The 20,250-nt window shown below is 40.4% G+C and carries 21 protein-coding genes and 1 riboswitch; of the genes, 12 read left to right on the forward strand and 9 right to left on the reverse strand.

The window, feature by feature from the left end:
- Nucleotides 1-113: 113 nt before the first annotated feature.
- Together PSU78_RS11480 and PSU78_RS11485 are read right to left on the reverse strand one after the other, a co-directional pair.
- On the reverse strand, nucleotides 114-878 hold the full coding sequence (locus tag PSU78_RS11480) for a phosphatase PAP2 family protein (protein WP_300388111.1): 765 nt from the start codon (nucleotides 876-878) through the stop codon (nucleotides 114-116).
- A 161-nt stretch (nucleotides 879-1,039) separates the two neighbouring features.
- Nucleotides 1,040-1,186 (reverse strand): hypothetical protein, encoded by a 147-nt coding sequence (locus PSU78_RS11485; protein ID WP_300388113.1) that lies wholly within the window; start codon nucleotides 1,184-1,186, stop codon nucleotides 1,040-1,042.
- A 208-nt stretch (nucleotides 1,187-1,394) separates the two neighbouring features.
- Nucleotides 1,395-1,515, forward strand: a riboswitch (TPP riboswitch).
- 64 nt (nucleotides 1,516-1,579) lie between these two features.
- Between PSU78_RS11485 and thiC the strand changes: the two genes are divergently transcribed.
- Nucleotides 1,580-3,475 carry a phosphomethylpyrimidine synthase ThiC gene (gene thiC, locus PSU78_RS11490; RefSeq protein ID WP_300388115.1) on the forward strand — a complete coding sequence of 632 codons (1,896 nt, stop codon included), beginning with the start codon at nucleotides 1,580-1,582 and terminating at the stop codon, nucleotides 3,473-3,475.
- A 53-nt stretch (nucleotides 3,476-3,528) separates the two neighbouring features.
- Here the strand turns inward: thiC and PSU78_RS11495 are convergent, their stop codons facing one another.
- Both PSU78_RS11495 and PSU78_RS11500 read right to left on the reverse strand, forming a co-directional pair.
- The gene (locus PSU78_RS11495; RefSeq protein ID WP_300388117.1) at nucleotides 3,529-4,605 is read right to left on the reverse strand and encodes an HpaII family restriction endonuclease; all 1,077 of its coding nucleotides are present in this window, start codon (nucleotides 4,603-4,605) and stop codon (nucleotides 3,529-3,531) included.
- Nucleotides 4,606-4,607: 2 nt separating this feature from the next.
- On the reverse strand, nucleotides 4,608-5,765 hold the full coding sequence (locus PSU78_RS11500) for a DNA cytosine methyltransferase (RefSeq protein WP_300388119.1): 1,158 nt from the start codon (nucleotides 5,763-5,765) through the stop codon (nucleotides 4,608-4,610).
- A gap of 250 nt (nucleotides 5,766-6,015) precedes the next feature.
- Here PSU78_RS11500 and PSU78_RS11505 point away from each other — a divergent pair, with 250 nt between their 5' ends.
- Nucleotides 6,016-7,659, forward strand: coding sequence for a hypothetical protein (locus PSU78_RS11505; protein WP_300388121.1), 1,644 nt, complete (start codon nucleotides 6,016-6,018; stop codon nucleotides 7,657-7,659).
- A gap of 3 nt (nucleotides 7,660-7,662) precedes the next feature.
- Here the strand turns inward: PSU78_RS11505 and PSU78_RS11510 are convergent, their stop codons facing one another.
- Nucleotides 7,663-7,887 carry a hypothetical protein gene (locus PSU78_RS11510; RefSeq protein WP_300388123.1) on the reverse strand — a complete coding sequence of 75 codons (225 nt, stop codon included), beginning with the start codon at nucleotides 7,885-7,887 and terminating at the stop codon, nucleotides 7,663-7,665.
- A 381-nt stretch (nucleotides 7,888-8,268) separates the two neighbouring features.
- Between PSU78_RS11510 and PSU78_RS11515 the strand changes: the two genes are divergently transcribed.
- From PSU78_RS11515 to PSU78_RS11550, 8 genes are all read left to right on the forward strand, one after another.
- Nucleotides 8,269-9,507, forward strand: coding sequence for a pseudouridine synthase (locus tag PSU78_RS11515; RefSeq protein WP_300388125.1), 1,239 nt, complete (start codon nucleotides 8,269-8,271; stop codon nucleotides 9,505-9,507).
- Nucleotides 9,508-9,554: 47 nt separating this feature from the next.
- A complete protein-coding gene (locus PSU78_RS11520) occupies nucleotides 9,555-9,947 on the forward strand; it encodes a YidB family protein (RefSeq protein ID WP_300388127.1) in 393 nt (130 codons plus the stop codon).
- Between the two features lie 126 nt (nucleotides 9,948-10,073).
- Nucleotides 10,074-10,874 carry an undecaprenyl-diphosphate phosphatase gene (locus PSU78_RS11525; RefSeq protein ID WP_300388129.1) on the forward strand — a complete coding sequence of 267 codons (801 nt, stop codon included), beginning with the start codon at nucleotides 10,074-10,076 and terminating at the stop codon, nucleotides 10,872-10,874.
- Between the two features lies 1 nt (nucleotide 10,875).
- Nucleotides 10,876-11,517: an exopolysaccharide biosynthesis protein gene (locus PSU78_RS11530; protein ID WP_300388131.1), complete on the forward strand. Its 642-nt coding sequence runs from the start codon at nucleotides 10,876-10,878 to the stop codon at nucleotides 11,515-11,517.
- A gap of 67 nt (nucleotides 11,518-11,584) precedes the next feature.
- On the forward strand, nucleotides 11,585-14,539 hold the full coding sequence (locus tag PSU78_RS11535) for an AsmA family protein (RefSeq protein ID WP_300388133.1): 2,955 nt from the start codon (nucleotides 11,585-11,587) through the stop codon (nucleotides 14,537-14,539).
- Between the two features lie 126 nt (nucleotides 14,540-14,665).
- The gene (gene mutY / locus PSU78_RS11540; protein WP_300388135.1) at nucleotides 14,666-15,703 is read left to right on the forward strand and encodes an A/G-specific adenine glycosylase; all 1,038 of its coding nucleotides are present in this window, start codon (nucleotides 14,666-14,668) and stop codon (nucleotides 15,701-15,703) included.
- A gap of 144 nt (nucleotides 15,704-15,847) precedes the next feature.
- A complete protein-coding gene (locus PSU78_RS11545; RefSeq protein WP_300388144.1) occupies nucleotides 15,848-16,246 on the forward strand; it encodes a phage holin family protein in 399 nt (132 codons plus the stop codon).
- A gap of 3 nt (nucleotides 16,247-16,249) precedes the next feature.
- The gene (locus PSU78_RS11550; protein ID WP_300388146.1) at nucleotides 16,250-16,555 is read left to right on the forward strand and encodes a YqjK-like family protein; all 306 of its coding nucleotides are present in this window, start codon (nucleotides 16,250-16,252) and stop codon (nucleotides 16,553-16,555) included.
- A gap of 77 nt (nucleotides 16,556-16,632) precedes the next feature.
- Here the strand turns inward: PSU78_RS11550 and PSU78_RS11555 are convergent, their stop codons facing one another.
- The 3 genes from PSU78_RS11555 to PSU78_RS11565 all read right to left on the reverse strand — a co-directional run bounded on the left by PSU78_RS11555 (nucleotide 16,633) and on the right by PSU78_RS11565 (nucleotide 18,090).
- Complete coding sequence (locus tag PSU78_RS11555; protein ID WP_013149415.1) at nucleotides 16,633-16,863, reverse strand: hypothetical protein; 231 nt, start codon at nucleotides 16,861-16,863, stop codon at nucleotides 16,633-16,635.
- Between the two features lie 128 nt (nucleotides 16,864-16,991).
- Nucleotides 16,992-17,543 carry a formaldehyde-activating enzyme gene (gene fae / locus PSU78_RS11560; protein WP_300388149.1) on the reverse strand — a complete coding sequence of 184 codons (552 nt, stop codon included), beginning with the start codon at nucleotides 17,541-17,543 and terminating at the stop codon, nucleotides 16,992-16,994.
- A gap of 82 nt (nucleotides 17,544-17,625) precedes the next feature.
- Nucleotides 17,626-18,090: a GNAT family N-acetyltransferase gene (locus PSU78_RS11565; RefSeq protein ID WP_300388151.1), complete on the reverse strand. Its 465-nt coding sequence runs from the start codon at nucleotides 18,088-18,090 to the stop codon at nucleotides 17,626-17,628.
- 75 nt (nucleotides 18,091-18,165) lie between these two features.
- Here PSU78_RS11565 and PSU78_RS11570 point away from each other — a divergent pair, with 75 nt between their 5' ends.
- On the forward strand, nucleotides 18,166-18,534 hold the full coding sequence (locus tag PSU78_RS11570) for a DoxX family protein (protein WP_300388153.1): 369 nt from the start codon (nucleotides 18,166-18,168) through the stop codon (nucleotides 18,532-18,534).
- Nucleotides 18,535-18,608: 74 nt separating this feature from the next.
- Here the strand turns inward: PSU78_RS11570 and PSU78_RS11575 are convergent, their stop codons facing one another.
- Complete coding sequence (locus PSU78_RS11575) at nucleotides 18,609-19,523, reverse strand: quinoprotein relay system zinc metallohydrolase 2 (RefSeq protein ID WP_300388154.1); 915 nt, start codon at nucleotides 19,521-19,523, stop codon at nucleotides 18,609-18,611.
- A 121-nt stretch (nucleotides 19,524-19,644) separates the two neighbouring features.
- Here PSU78_RS11575 and PSU78_RS11580 point away from each other — a divergent pair, with 121 nt between their 5' ends.
- Complete coding sequence (locus PSU78_RS11580; protein ID WP_300388156.1) at nucleotides 19,645-20,244, forward strand: cytochrome b; 600 nt, start codon at nucleotides 19,645-19,647, stop codon at nucleotides 20,242-20,244.
- Nucleotides 20,245-20,250: the final 6 nt, after the last annotated feature.

Here is a 20,250-nt window from a genome sequence, read left to right on the forward strand (position 1 = left end):
CCACACATAGTCTCAGTTTGCAAAATTATGGTGGATTTTTAGAGATGCCCTATAGATAAAGTGTTGGAATCATAACACTAGAAACTTACGACTTACTGACATCTGACTGAGGCCTAAACTTTAAGGGCTTTGGGCGACCACACTAGATATTGCACAACTAATATCATCCAAACTACCCAAGCCGTCCACAAATTGTGTGACATAAAATGCGCACCGCGCATCATCTGTCCCCAACCCATAGCAAAACCAAACAATAGTCCTAATATCAGGCCTGCATTTGCTAATTTTGGCAGTGAGTCTCTAAAGCCAAAATAAAGTGCAATCAAGGCAAACCCACCACTAGCATGGCCACCAGGAAAGCAATGCCCCATTTCGGCGGCTGCAGGTAAACTGCCAAAAAGTGGGATCCAAGGCTGTGTACCGCCATATGGTAATAAATCCCAAGGGCAGCTGTGCATACTTAGACGCTTTAATACAGAAATAGCACTGGTAGAAATCACCATTGCTACAAATATCCACAAAAACTGTCGATGGTAAACCTTAGACCAATGACGAACATTCTCGCGCTTAAAAACAAAACTCCATATTTTTAAACCGAAAATCCAAAAACCCAGCATCATTAAACTCACAGCTATCATTAAGTTTCTTAAGCCTTTGTGCATCACATTTTCCAGAAAGCTGTCGTTCTTTAATGGAAACACCAGTGCATGCGCGTCATAAAAAGGTTGAATTAACCAAGCATCTAAACTTGTGTGTGGATATACAAAGGCCAGCATTAATCCGGCGATGACAGGTAGAGCGATATGAGGCAACCAAAATGATCGCTGACAAAATACGCGCTGAAAATTGCTATTATTCAATATAGGTAATGGATTCAAATGATGAGTTTCAAAGAAAGCTAAATAGGTTGGGCTTAAATTAAGTATTAGCTAATTGAACCTAAATAGCCTTGATTAGCAAAACGATTACGCTAAGCTTACGAAAGCGATGAAGCCCAATTAAGTATGTATTAATTTGAATTTGCGGGAAGTTGCTTCCACTACAAATACAGCACCACTGGAAATACCGTGACAGCTAATACCAATATGACCCATTCCATGCCCCAGCGCTCTAGTTGGCCAGTAAAATGAAAAAACAGCGTAATAATTGCGACTAGATAATAAAGAAGATACAGAATTAATGCCATACAACCCCCGACCTTTTTATATTTGTTTAATTACTGAACATTATAGCAATAACATCCATCAATGCTGATGATTTAATGTCATTTTTTACATTTTTTGTTTTCAATATTATGACTATAAAGTTATTAAGAAATAAGCACTTAAATTATTATTTAAAGCCACACCAAAAATATTATGACTTGCTATTATTGACGAATTAGCGTAATTTTCGTTCATTGCTAGGGGTCTATATTTTAGATTAATTGTTTTAGATTAATTTTAAGCATAGTGAGAAACACCCTTTGAACCTGACGCGGGTTATGCCGCCGTAGGAAAGCATGCAATGTGTCGCTACTATATCGTGGTGTACGCATACGATGCTTTTCTATGTTGAACCAAAACTATAGGAAAGCACAATGAACGCCACCGATAAAAATCTACAAAAAAATCTCGCTAAATTTGTGAGCGAAACTGCGGAAATTGATCCCGCAACCAAATTACCATTCGCTAATTCACGTAAAGTCTATGTACAAGGCTCACGCCCTGACATTCAAGTACCGTTTCGTGAAATTTCATTAAGCGATACACCTTCACAATTTGGCGCTGAAAAAAATCCACCAGTGGTTGTTTACGATACATCTGGCCCATACACAGACCCAAATGTGGACATCGATATTCGTAACGGCTTGCCAGCAATGCGCGCACCATGGATTATGGAACGTGGCGATGTTGAGCAATTAGATGGCCCAAGCTCAGAGTTTGGTCATCAACGTCTAGTTGACCCTGAATTAGCAGAAATGCGCTTTAACTTGCACCGCAAACCATTGCGTGCAAAAGCCGGCCAAAACGTGAGCCAAATGCACTATGCACGTAAAGGAATTATCACGCCTGAGATGGAATACATTGCTATTCGCGAAAATCAACGCCGTGAGGGCATGAGTGAATTACTACTTAAACAACATGAAGGCCAAAACTTTGGCGCGAGTATTCCTAAAGTCATCACCGCAGAATTTGTGCGTAGCGAAGTAGCGCTTGGCCGTGCGATTATTCCTGTGAATATTAACCACCCAGAAATCGAGCCTATGATTATCGGCCGTAATTTCTTGGTGAAAATCAACGCCAACATTGGCAACTCTGCGCTAGGTTCTTCTATCAGCGAAGAAGTTGAAAAAATGGTGTGGGGCACACGTTGGGGTGGCGATACCGTGATGGATTTATCTACAGGTAAAAACATTCACGAAACTCGCGAGTGGATAATCCGCAACTCACCAGTGCCAATCGGTACTGTGCCTATCTACCAAGCACTTGAAAAAGTAAACGGCAAAGCTGAAGACCTGACTTGGGAAATCTTCCGCGATACATTGATTGAGCAAGCGGAACAAGGAGTGGATTACTTCACTATCCATGCAGGCGTGCGCTTGGCTTACATTCCAATGACGGCAAAACGTATGACAGGTATTGTGTCACGCGGCGGTTCTATTATGGCTAAATGGTGCTTGGCGCATCATAAAGAGTCATTCTTGTATGAGCATTTTGAAGACATTTGCGACATCATGAAACAGTATGACGTTGCCTTTAGTTTAGGTGATGGCTTACGCCCAGGCTCAATTTACGATGCGAATGATGAGGCACAATTTGCCGAGTTGAAAACACTAGGCGAGTTAACGCAAATCGCTTGGAAGCACGACGTGCAATGTATGATTGAAGGCCCAGGCCACGTGCCAATGCACCTCATTAAAGAAAATATGGAACTTCAATTAGAGCATTGCGGCGAAGCCCCTTTCTACACATTAGGCCCATTAACAACGGACATCGCACCAGGTTATGACCACATCACCTCAGGTATCGGTGCCGCCATGATTGGCTGGTACGGCTGTGCCATGCTTTGCTATGTAACGCCAAAAGAACATTTAGGCTTACCAGACAAAGAAGACGTACGTGTTGGTATCATTACCTACAAAATCGCTGCGCACGCGGCAGACTTAGCAAAAGGTCACCCAGGGGCGCAGATTCGCGACAACGCGCTTTCAAAAGCACGTTTCGAATTCCGTTGGGATGATCAATTTAACCTAGGCCTCGATCCAGAAAAAGCCAAAGAATTCCATGATGAAACATTGCCGCAAGAAGGCGCAAAACAAGCGCACTTCTGCTCTATGTGCGGTCCACACTTCTGCTCAATGAAAATATCGCAAGATGTACGCGATTACGCAGACAAGCTAGGCGTTAGCGGTGAAGAGGCACTACACAAAGGCATGCAAGAAAAAGCCATTGAGTTTGTGAAAAAGGGTAGCGAGGTTTATCAAAAGGTTTAAGTTTTAGAAAGTAGCAATAAAAAAGCCGACAAATTTGTCGGCTTTTTTATTGTTTATCGAATAAATCGAATTTGTAGATTTAGTTTGAAAAACTGACTGCCATTTTCTTCATAAATTTTACCAAACTCATGTCTAGAGCTACTGGCTGTTTCTAATTTTGTATTGTTAAGTAAGTAATCCTCAAAATCGTTGCGATTATAAATATGATAAGAAAGTATCTCACCATCATCCTTTACAACTAAATAACCACCTGTTGCTTCTAACTCACCTGTCCAAACTTTTGAGGGCATCATTCCTAATGCAATATCAGTTAAAAATCTTTTGATTTTGTAGAAATAAAATGGATGGTTTTGATTGTTATCAAAACCCAAAGGATTCTTGACTGACGTTTCCTCAACTAAACGTTTAAGACTACTATGACTAGTTGAATAAAATAAGTATAGGATTTCTGCCAAAATTTGAGGCAATGCACTGTCAATTAGCATTAAGTTATTCGAGAAAGTTGAATTCTCAGCTTTATAAAAAGATAATGACTTACCTGCATTAGTAATTTTCACCAATCTATCTTTAATCTTTGAGCTAGAATCAATCGCATTAATTTCATCTATCAAAGCTTGCGAAAAAAGCTCGCCATTAATTTTATAAATAAAATTAGTAGTCTTTCCCGCATTTAATAAAGTTGAGGCACTACCCAATTGAGATTTGATGCTAAATCCTAGCTCTGGTGAAATGCCAGTTTTTGCATCATGTAAAACTATGCGAATATCACTTTTAACACCTGAGCCAGCTTTTAAAGATTTGCAATTAAATAACTGTATAAACTCTTCAATCTCAGGTACAGAAAAAGTTGAGGTTGATGACTTTATTTTTTCTAAAAGAATCAAAGCATAATGTTCAAAATTTTGTATATTAATACTAAAGCTTTTTCCAGCCCCATTGATAATTACCAAATTCTGATTAATCGTATATTCATATGTACCATCTGATTCATCACGCAGAACTTTGATAATAGGTAAAACTGCATTTTGTATACGATTGAGATTACCATCACCCTGATAAAGCTCTTTATCTGCAATAATTTTAAGCAAGGCATAAATCTCACTCCACTCACCCTTATTACCTGTCAGCATAGTCAATCCAATATTCTTTTTATAATTTCATTAGCAGTCGCGCGTATAGCTGGCACAGCAACTGAGTTGCCAAACTGTTTATAAGCAGACGCATCAGCAACAGGAATCACAAAACTATCAGGATAGCCCTGCAGCCTTGCCCACTCACGTGGCGTCATTTTCCTAATGCCTTGGCGATTAATTTCACCTTTGATATGTGTGACTGGCGTGTAGTCTTCAAGTCTGTGGTCAATCACAAGGTTACGCTCACGCCCCATGCCACCGCAAACAATTGCATTTGCAATGCCATCATCTGCAATTATTTCATAGCCAAAGCCATTACCTTTATCTTCGTGCCTTTTTTTATGTGCCACTAAAGTATTTAGGTATTGATTTGAAAGATAGTACTTGGCAGAAACCACACGCTCTTCTTTTACATCATTAAATACTACTTTCCTGTTCGCTGGCTCAGGGTAACTAAACTCTTCAATGCCTAAGTCTTTACGAAAACCAACGATAAAAATGCGCTCTCTATTTTGCGGAACACCATAATTTTTAGCATTCAATACTTGTGGCTCAGGCACAAAATAACCAAGGTCATTTCTCAATACATTTAATATCGTTGCTAAAGTTTTGCCTTGTCCATGATTAGTTAAACCCTTCACGTTTTCCAAAAAAATAGCTTTCGGCTTTTTACGTTTGATGATTTCAGCCACTTCAAAAAACAGTGTACCGCGAGTATCTTCAAAACCTCCACGCTTACCCGCTATCGAGAACGCCTGACAAGGAAACCCAGCACACAACACATCAAAATTATCGGGGATATATTGCTTAGTAATTTCTTTTGTTATATCCCCAAATGGAGCATCACCGAAATTTGCTTTATAAGTAATTTGCGATTTTTCATCCCATTCGCTAGTAAATACACATTTACCACCGAGGCCTTGCATAGCAATTCTAAATCCACCAATGCCTGCAAATAAATCAATGAAAGTAAACTTTGCTAACTTAGGCGAAGGAAATGGGCTGGATGATTCGTGAAACAATCGGTACTGCAAAGCTTCTTGAGCGGCTTTATATACAGGCAAATCATCAATGCTTGGTTTGGGATACTCGCCCTTAAAAGTCTCTAAACTCTCAGGCTGATGGATGCTTGAATTGGCTCTAATTTCGTATTCCATGGGTGCAAATGTAGCCTAATTTATATTCATGCTAGAAATAGGTGATTTTAAGCTCAAACTTAGAGCTTGAGTAATGCTTAACTCACAAATATTTAAAAGACTAAAATTTTGTTGTAAGCGCCACTCGCTTCATATGCAGGATAACCATTTGAATTAATAGTTTAGCTATATTTAACTACTTTTATTAGGTGTTTGATTTTATCCAAACCGCATTAAGCTAACACTTTACATTTACCTTTCTGGCTGAGTTGTGAACAATATTGAATCCAGTATCGTTGCCGACTTTAGGCAAACCCTGCTTTGGCCCGTCCAGCTCATTTCAGAGTCAAATAGCCAAAAAATCCAACGCCCATGGGATATTCTCAAAGCTGAAAACTGCCCTTGGCAAGAGATTCAGGATGAATTTTCTTTAGCTAAACAATCTTTAAGTGAAGTGCGTTATCAAGAATTTGTCACTTTTATGCCGTTTGCACAGCGTTTTCTATATGGCGAAGGCAAACATGGCCGCGAGTCTGGCGGCTACGGTGAATCACCGCTGCATATATTTTCACGCTCCGATGTAAGCCAAGTCCGCATTACGCTAAACCACGAAAAAGAGCCCATCGTATTAAAAGTTGCGCATATTGAGTTGTACTTCTTTTTTGATATTGACGTGGCTTTTTTAGCACTGGAGGTCACGGGGCAAAACATTAAGCTTAATCATGCCATGGATATTCTCTACCGCTTGGGACGCACTTATCCAAACTATTGGGAAGAAAATGGCGATGCAGGTCATTGTGCAAAAAGTATTGAATGGTTAGATAAGCTAGGCAATGTGCTTTCACGCTCAGACTACCAAGATAAAACTCGCTATTTAGCCTTTGTAAAAGACAATCACGTGCCCTGCGTTTCATTGCATTGGGAGTTTTTAATGCATCCCTTGGTACAGCATTATTCCAGTCAAGAAGGCCAAATTCGCTATCGTGAGATTGAATACCAGCGCATGCCTTTAATGGCATATCTAGCTTTTGAAGATATTAGCAAGCTGACCCGCGGCGATTTGATACGATTAGGCTTGGTCACCCAGCCTTGGGATTCTGACACACTGCCATTTACCGAAGAGTTTTTAAGTAATTTTGAACAAAAACATTGTTACGACCGCTATTGGGACAACAACAAGCGCGACCTCTGGAGTAGCACGCGCATTATGTGCACAGGGCAAAATTTTATTGTAGTCGGCAGCCAACAGCATCGCGTGTACACCAACGACAAAACTGGTATTAAACGCAATTATCAAAATCAATATTTTTTACTGTTTTTAATTGCGCATTTTCAAAAAGCTGCGCTCTTAATGCTATCAGACCGCATGGTGCAAGCCATTAGCCGACTCAACATTGAAGAAGAAGATTCCATCAAGGCATTTAGGCAAAGCATACGCAATGTGATGGGCGTATTTTTACGCTTTACCCACCGCTATTGGTTTGAAAGCGTATCAGACCAAGCCGTGGCAAAAGATGTATTTAGCATGATGCATAAGCAATTAGAGACGGTAGACCTGTTTAAAAAAACTCGTGGTCGCATTATGGATATGGCCGAATATTTAGAAGGCGAAGAGATTAAACGTCAAGCAGATACTGTAGTCAGGCTCACAGTAGTCACCATTTTAGGCTTAATTGGTAGCATGACCAGCGGCCTGTTAGGGATGAATATTTTCGATTTCAGCCAAGCAAGCCTCATAGAAAAATTCAGCTACTTTATAGGGATTTTTATCCCAGTTGGTATACTCACGTTTTACACTGTACTTAAATCGCGCAGACTATCGCTGTTTTTAGACGCACTTTCCAACGAAAATACGGGCTTGCTGTATAAGCTCACTAAATTGAAAAGTGTATGGTTTGGTAAGTCCGAAGATTAGGCTTTAAGCTAGTAAAACATTTGAACGAGTGTTTGATTTAAAACCTTTAGTTTCTTGAGATACCATCACTTCAATATCAAAGTAAGGCGCTGGATACCACACCGCCATCTCTTCCATCAACAAACTTAACGCTCTAGTGCGACTTTTGCCTGCATCCTGTGTATTATTTTTCTTAGTTGCCACTTTATTGAGAATCATTTTCTTCACCCCATTAAGATTATTTAGCATTTTTAATTCACTTAAAAATACTTACCATAATGATGAGCTTGCAAAGACCGTGCCAATAGCTTTAATCAAAATTAATAATTACAACTTATTGATTTAATTAAATATATTAAAAAATCAACACATGAGATTGTGTTGATAATTTAGTATCAATGTTGAGTTATCAGCGAATTTTTGGCACTCTTGGCCAAATAAGGGGGTTTCTAAATCTACACATATCTACTCTCAATACATGTGAACTCCTAACGGCTTTTCTATAAATGCTACGATTGCTGCTATCAACCAATAAGCTCAAACTCAGCATCAAGCACTTGTATTTAATAAATAGAAACTAATCGCTTTATTTTGGTAAAATAGCCTTACAAATTAAATGAATAGACTATTTTGACCACGATTAAACTGAATAAAAAATCTGATGACACGCAAGTAAAGGCGAGTAAGCCGCCTGTGCGTCGCACCAATGCTGGTGTGCGGGACCGTAGCGTTGCGCCGCCTAAAGTAAATGCGCCTGTTAGAGATGAGCAGCCAGCCGAAAGAAAAGTCGAGAGACAAGAACCTGCAAATCAAGCGCCATCCAGCACTGGACAGCGTAACCATCGCTTTGATGGTAAACCGCGTGAAAATACTCAGTCGGATGACAGACAAAACACACGTCCAGCTTATCCAGCTAGATCTGCAGATGAAAGAGAGCAACAACCTCGCCAAGCAAGGCCACAAGGGGTTGATACACGCATTACGCCACGCCCTGATAAGAATGAGCCACAGTATCGCCAAGCACCACGTCGAGGCGGCAAAGTACGCGATGGTTATGATGCAGTCAATACGCCACAGTATGGCGCTGCAGCAAAAGCTGCGTATAAATCTACCACCATTAGCACTGAGTTGCCTCGCCTTTCTAAAGTAATGGCAGAGCGTGGCATTTGCTCGCGTCGTGAAGCGGACGAGTGGATTATGAATAGCTGGGTGATGGTGGATGGCGTGATTATTGATACGCTAGGCACGCGCATTAATCCAGATGCCGAGATTGTGATTAGTAGTTACGCGCATGAAGTGCAAGCTGAAACGGTCACCATTATTCTGCACAAACCTGTTGGCTACGTGAGCGGACAAGCGGAAGATGGCTACCAGCCTGCCATTGTGTTAGTGCATCCTGATAACGAATGGTTAGATGACCCTGAGCTAAATCAACTTCACGAGCGTGAGTTTCAGCGTAGATATTTAAACGGCCTTGCACCTGCAGGCCGCTTAGATATTGACTCTACAGGAATGTTAGTGCTCACTCAGGATGGCCGCGTGGCGCGCCATTTGATTGGTGAAGATTCAACGGTTGAAAAAGAGTACTTGGTACGTGTTGAAGGTAATTTGGATGATGACGGTTTAAAACGCCTAAATCACGGTTTAAGTTTGGATGGCGAAAAACTCAAGCCAGCAAAAGTCAGTTGGCAAAATGAGGACCAACTTCGATTTGTACTGCGCGAAGGTAAAAAGCGCCAAATCCGTCGCATGTGTGAAATGGTTGGCTTGCATGTAGTTGGTTTAAAACGTGTACGTATTGGAAGTGTTAATTTAGGTAAATTACCAGTCGGACAATGGCGCTACTTACGCAATGGCGAACGTTTTTAAGTTATGCTATTGGTAGTCATTTTTTGACATTTATTAAGGGGTAAATCATGAGTTTATTTGATGACGTAGCAGGCGCAGTAATGGGTAAAGTAATGGGCGGCAACCAAGGCGGTATGGCACAAATTGCCATGGAAATGTTTAATCAACATGGCGGCTTAAACGGTGTTTTAGATAAATTCAAACAAGGTGGTTTGGGAGACTTAGCAACCTCATGGGTTGGCACAGGTGCAAACTTACCAATTTCTGCTGAACAAATTTCTAGTGTTTTAGGCAGTGGCGCAATTGCTGAAATGGCAGCGAAATTTGGCATTACACCAGAGATTTTAAGTAGCCAGATCGCACAACATTTGCCTAGCGTAATAGATAAAATGACACCGAACGGTGAAGTTGGCGCAGATTCTGGCAACTTACTAAGCACAGTTTTAGGTATGCTTAAATAAGCATAGAGCACAAATTGAGCGTTGAAAAAGGGCGATATATCGCCCTTTTTCTTGAGCGGAATCTTTAACTCACACTTTGCTATAAAACTGACTTAATCTAAAACTCAAACCTGTTAAAATAACTCCATGGACATACTACTCATACTGAAAGCCTTAATCCTTGGTGTAGTCGAAGGCGCTACCGAATTCTTGCCTATTAGTAGTACAGGGCATTTAATTATTGCTGGTGATTTGCTTAATTTTTTAAGCAAAGATAAGCGCGATGTATTTGAAATCATTATTCAACTAGGCGCCATTCTTGCCGTGATTTGGGAATACCGAGCAAAATTTATCCATGTAGCGAGCCATTTAAATGAAACAAAATCACGACAATTAGTAATTAACCTATTCATTGCCTTTTTACCATTAGCGATATTAGGTTTAGCCTTTCATCACCAAATTAAAGATTTACTATTTAACCCAAAATCAGTGTCCATTGCCCTCATTGTCGGCGGTTTTGCTATCTTGTTTATTGAGAAAAAACTTCCTGCCGTTAAAATTAACTCTGTAGACGATATGGACTGGAAGCTTGCACTTAAGGTTGGGTTTGCCCAAGCCATTGCCTTAATTCCTGGCGCTTCTAGGGCTGGCTCTACTATCATTGGCGGCATGTGTTTTGGCTTATCTCGCACGGCAGCCACAGAGTTTTCCTTCTTTCTCGCCGTGCCAGTCATGTTTGCCGCTACATTTTATGATTTATACAAAAGTAGAGATTTGCTATCCGCAAACGACTTAACACTGTTTTTAGCGGGCTTTATTACAGCATTTATTGCTGCCTTAATTGTCATTAAAGTATTAATTCGCTATGTAGCCAACCACGACTTTACTGCGTTTGCTTGGTACCGCATTGTATTTGGTGCAATCGTGTTAGCCTATTTCTGGCATTAAGATGACACAAACCGCGAGCGGTTACGATGATTTGGTTGCAACGCTTAATCTATTTGCCGCTCCAGCCGCAATTGAACCATTAGCCTTTGGCACTGCAATAGATCAAGTGGGGGCCGATGCCTACACATTAACCGCAACGATTACCGTTTTACCTTTCTTGCAGCCGTTTCCATTAGGGGTATTTGCACTTGTTGGCAGCGCTGCGTTTTTGGCACTGGGTCTGCAGTTGTTTAGGGGCGAGCAAAATCTGAGCCTACCCAATAAAATTCGCAATTTGACGCTGAGTTTGCGCACTCGACAAGCACTAGTCAATACTTGTTTAAAAATCATGCACTTTTTTCATCGCTTCACAAAACCACGTTTAAGGTTTTTAGTCGAAGGTAAATTAGGTCAGCAAATGGGCGGCTTTATCTTCTTGGCGGTTGGCGTGATCGTTGCAATCCCATTGGCGGGCATGCCATTTAAAAACTTATTTCCAAGTTTAGCCGTGCTATTTTACTGTACTGGCGAAACTGAACATGATGGCTTAATGGTAATTTTTTCGCTCATTTGTATCGTTCTGTCTGTTATTTTATATAGCATAGTGCTATTTATCGCATGGAAATTTGGTGCTGCCGCGATTCATCATTTTTTTTGGAAATAGTAATAAGAATAGCGCTAGTGTTAAAATTTTGTAAACTCCGTATTGAATCCTTGTAGCGAGAATCATCATGAAAAAATTTCTTAAATATAGTTTGTATGGTGTTGGCGGCTTAATCGGTCTGGTTTTAATTGCCGTAGGCATTATTGCCGCAACATTCAATCCAAATGATTACAAGCAAAAAGTGATTGATTTGGTGCAAGAGAAAAAAGAGCGTACGCTCAAGCTAGACGGTGACATTAAGTTGGCTTTTTGGCCTAAGATTGGCGCAGATTTAGGCAAAGTTTCAATTTCCGAACATAAAAATAGCAAAGAGTTTGCCTCAGTCAATGGCGTTAAAGTTTCACTCGCTTTGTTGCCTCTACTTAAAAAAGAGTTAGTGGTCGATACCGTTTACATCGATGGCGCGCAAGCCAATATCGTTAAATATAAAGATGGCACCACTAACTTTGACGATTTAATCAGTAAGGATGACGAAGAGTCAAAAGATATTAAGTTTGATATTGATGGCGTTAATGTGACTAACTCAGCCGTGAGTTATAGCGATGAAGGCACTGGTGCAAAATACAATATTTCTAAGTTCAATCTAAAATCTGGCCACATTGCGCTAGCTGAGCCTGTAGATATTGCAACCGACTTTACAATCAACTCAAACCAACCTGAAATTGCAGCCAATGCGAATCTAAAGGGTAATTTTTTAGTAGACCCTGAAACAAAACACTTTGTTGCCAAAGGCTTGGATGCTGCAATAAAAGGTGATTTGCTTGGTGGCAAAAATGTGGATGTAACACTTAGCGGTGATGTAGATGCCAAACCTGAGTCGCGTGAATTTTTAGTGGGTAGCTTGAAACTGGTCGGTTCAGGTCAGTTTAATGATGCAAAACTGAGCATTGAGCTTAACGCACCAAAATTAAACGCTCAAAAAGATGAAGTCACTAGCAAAAAAACTACCGTGACTCTAATACAAGAAAAAGCAGGCGATACCTTTAAAGCTAATCTAGAATTAGCTGACATTAAAGGCTCGCCAAAAGCGCTAGAAAGCAGCGGCATTACTGGCGACATCTTAGCCCTACAAGGAAAACGCACAGTAACTGGTAAGTTCTCTTCACCGTTTAGTGGCAACCTTGAAAATCTGATTTTCGATTTACCAAAATTGGCTGGCAACCTAGATATTAAAGACCCTAGCTTACCGAATGGTGGAATGAAGGGCCTGTTCAACCTTTCTGCGCACACCGATATTAAAAATGAATTAGCAAATAGCAAGTTTAGTTTAAATATTGATGACACCAAGCTCAATGGTGATGTGGCAGTCACTAGCTTTAAAAAACCAAACATTAAATTTAACTTAAATGCAGACAAGCTAAATCTAAATAAACTATTAGCTAAATCTAGCGAAATAAAAACACCCAGTAGCGGAAAACCAGCAGATTTAAGTGCCATGAAAAACTTGCTATTAGATGGCAAGCTGAACGTGGGTAGTATTCAATATGAAAAATTCCAAATCTCAGGTCTTAACGTCGCCATTAAAGCCGATGGTGAGAAGCTCACATTGAGCGGCTTGAACGTTAAAGTGGATGACAGCCAAATTAAAGGTAATTTTGGTATTAGTCAGTTTGCAAAACCACTGTATACCTTTGATTTAGCTATTGATCAGCTAGATGTTGATAAATACGCATCAACAAGCAAAACAGAGTCTAAGACTAGCAGCGATAGCAAACCTCTTGATTTAAGCGCACTTAAAGCCTTGAATGCTGATGGCAACTTGCGAATTGGCAGCCTTAAATACGGCAAAACCAAAGCGTCAAATATACGTATCGACTTAAAGGCTGATGGTCAAAAACTAAATTTGAATCCAGTCGCAGCAAAGATTGATGATAGTCAGGTGAATGCAAACGTTGGCATTTCAAGGTTTAGCGACCCGATTTTCAGCTTTAACGTGAACATCGATAAATTAGATGCAGATAGATACCTCACAAAAAGTGACTCAACAACTAAAAGTGATGGCGATGCACCTATCGACTTATCCGCACTAAAAAAGTTTAACGCTTCAGGCGAGGCGAAAATCGGCTGGCTTAAATTGGCGAATGTTAAAACCGAGAATGTGAACCTTGGTTTAAAAGCGGAAGGTGGCGTGGCGACACTTTCACCATTCTCAGCCAACTTGTATCAAGGTAGTATGAGCGGCTTGCTAAAAGTGGATGCACGTTCCACACCTAGTATCGCGTTCAAACAAAGTATGAAAAATGTTTCGATTGGCCCTTTGTTAGTAGACTCTATCAATAATGATATGTTATCTGGCAAAGGAACTGTTAATGTTGACGTAACAACATCAGGTAACACGGTAGGCGCGCTCAAGAAAGCATTATCCGGTAGCTCATCCCTGAGTCTGACCGATGGCGCGTTAAAAGGCGTGGATATTGCGGGCAGCATCCGTGAGCTTAAAAACAAGGTTAACATCCTTAAAACCAAAGATGCTAGCGCAGATAAATCTAAGAAAACTGACTTCAGTGAGCTCACCGCTTCATTCACCATTAAGAATGGCGTAGCGCATAACGAAGATTTAGCCATGAAAGCACCTATTCTGAGATTAGCTAAAGGCGATAGCCGTGGGGACATCGATATTGGTAATGAATCAATCAACTATTTAGCTAAACCAACGATTGTTAAATCGCTCAAAGGCCAAGAGGGCGCAGACTTAGACGCTTTAGCTGGCTTCGCAATTCCGCTGAAAATTACAGGCACATTTTCCAGCCCGAAATACGCCATGGACTTTGCCGCCATTGGTACAGCACTGGCAAAATCGAATTTACTAGATAAAGTAGGTGGCGACAAAGGGGCTGCCGTGAAAGATTTACTTAATGGTGACAATAAAGTGGATGCGTTAAGTGGATTGCTCGGCAAGAAAAAAGCTGCTGAGACCACAACCGCCCCATCAACAAGCGATACCACCGCAAAACCTGCTGAAGCCCCTAAATCTGCAGAAGATCAAGCCAAAGACAAGCTTAAAAAACTGCTTAAATTTTAGCATTTTGAATTAAAGCTCAAAGCCAAGCTCTTAAGTGTTAAGTCAATTTAAATCCATCATGCAGGTTATACGAATTAATCGTATAACCTGCATCAATATGCTAGCTTCATTTTAAGGTTTCACTTAATGTCTGATTTCGCAAACCGCCTCATTGCATGGCAAAAAAACCATGGGCGGCACGATTTACCCTGGCAGAACACTACCGACCCATATGCAATTTGGGTATCTGAAATCATGTTGCAACAGACACAAGTTACAGCAGTGATTGGTTATTACAGTAAGTTCATGCAGCGCTTCCCAAATATCGCCAGCCTGGCAAATGCAACACAAGATGAAGTGTTACAGCATTGGAGTGGCTTAGGTTATTACTCAAGAGCGCGAAACTTGCATAACGCCGCCGTGACAATAATGGATGAGCATAAGGGACAATTTCCGCAAGACTTTGAAACGATTCAAACGCTGTCTGGCATAGGTCGCTCCACTGCAGCAGCCATCGCATCGTTCGCCTTTAATCAGGTACAAACCATTTTAGATGGCAACGTAAAGCGCGTACTAGCTAGGCATTTTTTAGTTGAAGGCTGGCCAAGCTCACCTAAAGTTGAAAAAAAATTATGGCTGCTCGCTGAAAAGCTACTGCCAGAACAAGGCATGGTAGCGTACACCCAAGGCCTAATGGACTTAGGCGCGACACTTTGTACCAGAAACAAACCAAAATGCGGCCATTGCCCGTTGAATGCCAGCTGCAAAGCTCTTCAAGCACAACGTGTACATGAACTACCGACGCCTAAGCCACGAAAAGCTATCCCTGAAAAACATACCACCATGCTGATATTGCGTCGTGGTAATGAAGTATTGCTCGAAAAACGCCCTTCCACTGGCATTTGGGGTGGCTTATGGAGTTTCCCAGAAGTTGAAAATAGCCAAGATATAGAAGCCATAATTCTGAATAAATTTGGAATAACCGCCGAAAACGATATTACCTTACCCAACTTAACGCACGTTTTTACACACTTTAAGCTGCATATTTGCCCACAAATGTTGCAAGTGGTAAAACAACAACCGCAAGTAAACCAAGCTGCGCATATGTGGTTAAGTATTGAAGATGCGATTGGCGCTGCTATTCCAACGCCCATACGTAAAATTCTACTGAGCATGCAAAAGTAGCAAAGTCACTTTTTATAAACCTGACTGTTTTAAATTAAGCCGTTTTAAATCAAGGTTAAGTAATTATTGTCAGACTAAGATAAACTAAACCTATTGAATACTTAAACAGCTTATTTGAATTGTATTTTCAAACGAGTGCTCTAAATGACTGAAGAAACCAAAACTGATGATGAAGGCTTAATTGCCTCAGTAAAAAATATCGCCACAACCTTGGTGGCGCTGACACGTACGCGTCTAGAGCTACTCTCTACCGATCTAGAAGAAGGTTGGATTCGGCTAGTTTCATTATTAATCACAGCCTTTGTCGCACTGTTCTGCCTTTGCTTTGGTATGGTGTTATTGGCCATTTTTATCATCGTGTTGCTTTGGGATACGCACAGATTATTGATACTAGGCTCATTAACGGCAATTTTTATTACGGTTGGCATCGTGTTATGTATTCTCGCAGTACGCGCACTCAAAGCCATGCCGCGCTTATTTGAAACAAGTATTATTGAGCTGGCAAAAGACCAAAAACAGCTCGATGCTGACCATTCAGTTTAGAAGATGAAGCGGAAACTAGCCTCAATTACTGAACGTCGCCAACGGCTGGTAGCGCAAGCTGAGCAGCAACGTGTCGCGTTAGCAAAAAACATACAACCACTGCAAAGTAGTTTGGCGCTTGCTGATAAAGGCTTAACCATCGTACGCTATGTTAAAAAGCATCCAATGCTCGTCATGGGGCTTGTTAGTTTAGTCGGCTTGCTTAGGCCAATGCGGGCAGTTACATGGTTGCGCCGCAGCTGGATTGCGGGTTTGGCAATACGTGGCTTGCGTGCGTGGTTAACAAAAACACAGACAACAAAAACTTAAGGTACTTTTCATAAGGTGCTTTTCAAAAATAACATTTAAAAAGCATAATAAAAAAGCGGCCTAGGCCGCTTTTTTATTTAGTGATACCTTGCTTGCAGTATTTTATCTGCCAACATTTGAAAACGTGGTGAAACGAATTCTTTAGTCTGTGTACCTGCATCTGCAATATTCAACAACTCTTCAATTGCAGATCTAAATCCCAATTCAAATAACCAGTAATCTGATTGATCAATCGCAGATTTTTTATCTGCGTTCACATCCTCACAAAGTCGCTCAAATGCTTCCATACATGCGTTATATTCAGCCATACTCACTCCCGATTTATGACACTTATATTTTAATCATAGCAAATTTTAATTAGAATTTGCTAATCTTTACAACACCTTGTTTGTTGCTATTGAATCAAAAACTGGCTATTTAAAGCTACATTCAGAAATTAAATCTCGCCCCAGCTTTCTTCCCACATGCAATGTTTGATTTTTTTACGGTTTGCAATCAACTCATCAATCGTTGGTTCATCGTTCAATGCGCGTTTAAGCGCTAATTTAATCGCTTCGTAGTTGTTTTTGTACATATCAGCTTTATCTAAAGTACCCGCTTTTTCTAATTCAATACAACCTGGATCAATCCATAACAAAGCAACGATGCATAAATCATTCACTTGGTCTTTAGGGATAATGCCTTCAATCACTGCATCCAAAATACCATCAGCAACACCTGCTTGTACTACACCGCCAAATAAACCTACATCTGTACTACCTTTAAGCGTAACTTTTGGCACCATCATACAAGCTGGACGCACTAATTGGTTAATGTCACGCACGGCAAACATTGCAGTATGACCTTTACTTTGCGCCATCATGTTTGCAAATGCTTGCCCAACAGGACCATCTACACTGCCGATTAAGATTTCTGGCATAGCCGCAGTCACGTCCTTGCCTTCAGAATAAACAGTTGCTTCACCAGCTTTAAATACAATTTTTGACATAATTTTCTCTTAGGTAATGTTAAATAAAAACGTTATTTTACCAAAGGCTTAGCTTTAGTTTCAATTTAATTAATAAAGTTAACTATAAATCTAATCGCATATCCACGTGCGGAATATCCACGTCACAGTATTCATCACTTATTTGTTTAAAACCGGCTTTTTGATAAAAATTGATAGCATGCGTTTGTGCTGACAAATAAATACTTTGGCTGCCATGTTTTTTGCAAATACCAATGGCTTCTAATAGCAAAGCCGCACCAACCCCAATGCCACGCCAATGTTTCATTACCGCCATACGGCCAATTTTTTCATAATGAATTATTCGTAAACATGCGATAGGCTGACTTTCGTACATAGCAAGCAAATGTACAGCGCTGGCATCAATTTCATCCCACTCAAACTCGGGCGTAACAAATTGCTCTTCAATAAAAACAGGTGTACGCACAGCGCGCAGTTGATACTCTGCCGCCTGCCAAGTCACTTGTTGAATAATGACTTTTGAGCGCATCTCAGATGAAATATTTGTATGACTAGACTTTGGCTGCATTTAGATAAGCTTGCGAAATTAGAATGTTAAGTGCATTATTCAGGCTAACAATTTTTGACTCATCGGAAGTGACTTATGCAACGTTATTTATCAGCCCTTGCCCGCATTTTACTCGCACAAGTTTTTTTATTGCAAGTGACCATGCTCATGGTTGGATTTTTTAGCACCCCTGATGGTTATGCTCAATATCAAGCTGGATTAGGCAGCTTAGGTTTACCAGGTATTTTTGCACCTTTAATTATTTTGATTCAACTAGTTGGCGGTTTAGCATTATTTTTTGGTTACAAAACTAAGTTTTTTGCATTATTTATGGCGATTTATGCCGTGATTATTTCTGTTTTACTGCATTTACCAGTGCTTCAATACTTAGCGATTGCAGGCGGTTTATTGATGCTTTATTTAAATCCAATCACTGCTTGCAGTTTAGATAGCATGAAAAAATAATCGGTATCTCACTCAAAAAAGCGGCTTGTAGCCGCTTTTTTGTTATCTACACTTCGACCGCTACCTAGTTAGAATTACTCCCACTCCAACGCAGGGTAAATTATATTAACGTTGCGTCTATTGGCGACATCAAACAATATCCATTTGCCTTTTTCAGACGCCGCCGCTGTGTTCATGGTCGACTCCATACTCTCACCTTTTTTAATGCTGGTGCGTATATCAGTTAGCAGTACTGTTAAATAATGTTCCTCATTATTCAGCGCTTCAATCCAGTTTTTAGTCACCGGCCCATGCCCAGGAACAACTTGTTTGGCTGGGCTATTTTTAAGCTTCTGGACTTCTGTAATTAAACCTTTTATGTCACCTTCTAGCACTGGCGTACGCTCTATAAACAGCAAATCACCTGTAAATAATGTACCTGACTTGCTTTCAATCACTGAAACATCCGTATTGGTATGCGCTACAGGGTGCGCTGTAAGCGTTAGCTTTCTATCACCTAAATCAAGTTCTAGTGTCGTTTTAACAGTTAATGTCGGCTTAACAAGTTCACTGGCTTGTGCATCCGCACCCAACAATCTGGCGTTTAATTTGGCATAGGCTTCATGACGCAATTCCATAGCGTTTGCCAGTTTATCGTGCCCTATAAACTGCGGTTTATCATTAAGAAAGGCCGCATTGCCATAGATATGGTCAGGGTGTACGTGGGTATTAATGACATATATCACTGGCAAAGGCGTGACTTTTCTTATTGCATCTCGTAATTGCTTACCGATTTTAAAACTGCCTCCAGTATCAATCACCGCAACGCCTTTGCTGCCAACAATAAAGCTCGCATTGCAAATATCACCCTGATAACCATCATCAATATCTAAATGCACCCCATGGTGCACGTAAATACCATCACCCAAACTTTCTATTGCAAAGTTGTCATCATGCGCAGCTTTTACCTGCGCACAACCCACCAACGCCAGTAGACTAAGGGTTATCATTAAAATTCGCATGACTCATTCCTGTTGTTTAAATAATTGGTTAGAATGATGTGCTATTGTGGAATCTATTGCTGTGACACGTGTCACACAGGCACAAAAATTAATATACAGGAATATCACGATGATTCAAACATCTTCTAGCTACACCAAAACCGCTGTTGTACTTCATTGGCTTATTGCTATTTTCCTAGTGGGGATGTTTGTATTAGGTTGGTTTATGACTGATATTCCAAAAGAAGCGCCTAAACAAACGGCTTTTGATTTATTCGATTTAGGTGTTTACACATGGCAAGTCGCTCAAGAAATATCGCCTAGAGCATTTTACTTTAATTTGCATAAATCTTTAGGCATCACCATACTTGCGCTAATCGCTATTCGTATCTTATGGCGTATTACGCACAAACCACCAGCTCTCTTAACATCATATTCTGCACTAGAACGTAAAGTCGCCACTGGAACACATCATCTTCTGTATCTATTCATGGTTGTCATACCATTAACGGGCTTATTAATGAGCATATACGGTAAATATAGTGTTAATTGGTTTGGAATTGAGTTAATCAAAGGCGCTGACAATAAAGGTTTACGTGATTTTTTTGAAGGCTCTCACGAATTTGTTGGTATTGTTTTATTAGTGTTAGTTGCACTCCATGTTGTAGGTGCTTTAAAACATAAAGTGATTGATAAAGACGATACTTTGAAACGTATGACGCTTAAATAATAGATA

The organism is Methylotenera sp., from assembly GCF_029945705.1.
GTDB lineage: Bacteria > Pseudomonadota > Gammaproteobacteria > Burkholderiales > Methylophilaceae > Methylotenera.

Coding starts and splice junctions, on each gene's coding strand:
- PSU78_RS11485 (WP_300388113.1), bottom strand. CDS start 1,186: ATGGCATTAATTCTGTATCTTCTTTATTATCTAGTCGCAATTATTACG.
- thiC (WP_300388115.1), top strand. CDS start 1,580: ATGAACGCCACCGATAAAAATCTACAAAAAAATCTCGCTAAATTTGTG.
- PSU78_RS11495 (WP_300388117.1), bottom strand. CDS start 4,605: ATGCTGACAGGTAATAAGGGTGAGTGGAGTGAGATTTATGCCTTGCTT.
- PSU78_RS11500 (WP_300388119.1), bottom strand. CDS start 5,765: ATGGAATACGAAATTAGAGCCAATTCAAGCATCCATCAGCCTGAGAGT.
- PSU78_RS11510 (WP_300388123.1), bottom strand. CDS start 7,887: ATGCTAAATAATCTTAATGGGGTGAAGAAAATGATTCTCAATAAAGTG.
- PSU78_RS11520 (WP_300388127.1), top strand. CDS start 9,555: ATGAGTTTATTTGATGACGTAGCAGGCGCAGTAATGGGTAAAGTAATG.
- PSU78_RS11525 (WP_300388129.1), top strand. CDS start 10,074: ATGGACATACTACTCATACTGAAAGCCTTAATCCTTGGTGTAGTCGAA.
- PSU78_RS11530 (WP_300388131.1), top strand. CDS start 10,876: ATGACACAAACCGCGAGCGGTTACGATGATTTGGTTGCAACGCTTAAT.
- PSU78_RS11535 (WP_300388133.1), top strand. CDS start 11,585: ATGAAAAAATTTCTTAAATATAGTTTGTATGGTGTTGGCGGCTTAATC.
- mutY (WP_300388135.1), top strand. CDS start 14,666: ATGTCTGATTTCGCAAACCGCCTCATTGCATGGCAAAAAAACCATGGG.
- PSU78_RS11545 (WP_300388144.1), top strand. CDS start 15,848: ATGACTGAAGAAACCAAAACTGATGATGAAGGCTTAATTGCCTCAGTA.
- PSU78_RS11550 (WP_300388146.1), top strand. CDS start 16,250: ATGAAGCGGAAACTAGCCTCAATTACTGAACGTCGCCAACGGCTGGTA.
- PSU78_RS11555 (WP_013149415.1), bottom strand. CDS start 16,863: ATGGCTGAATATAACGCATGTATGGAAGCATTTGAGCGACTTTGTGAG.
- fae (WP_300388149.1), bottom strand. CDS start 17,543: ATGTCAAAAATTGTATTTAAAGCTGGTGAAGCAACTGTTTATTCTGAA.
- PSU78_RS11565 (WP_300388151.1), bottom strand. CDS start 18,090: ATGCAGCCAAAGTCTAGTCATACAAATATTTCATCTGAGATGCGCTCA.
- PSU78_RS11570 (WP_300388153.1), top strand. CDS start 18,166: ATGCAACGTTATTTATCAGCCCTTGCCCGCATTTTACTCGCACAAGTT.
- PSU78_RS11575 (WP_300388154.1), bottom strand. CDS start 19,523: ATGATAACCCTTAGTCTACTGGCGTTGGTGGGTTGTGCGCAGGTAAAA.
- PSU78_RS11580 (WP_300388156.1), top strand. CDS start 19,645: ATGATTCAAACATCTTCTAGCTACACCAAAACCGCTGTTGTACTTCAT.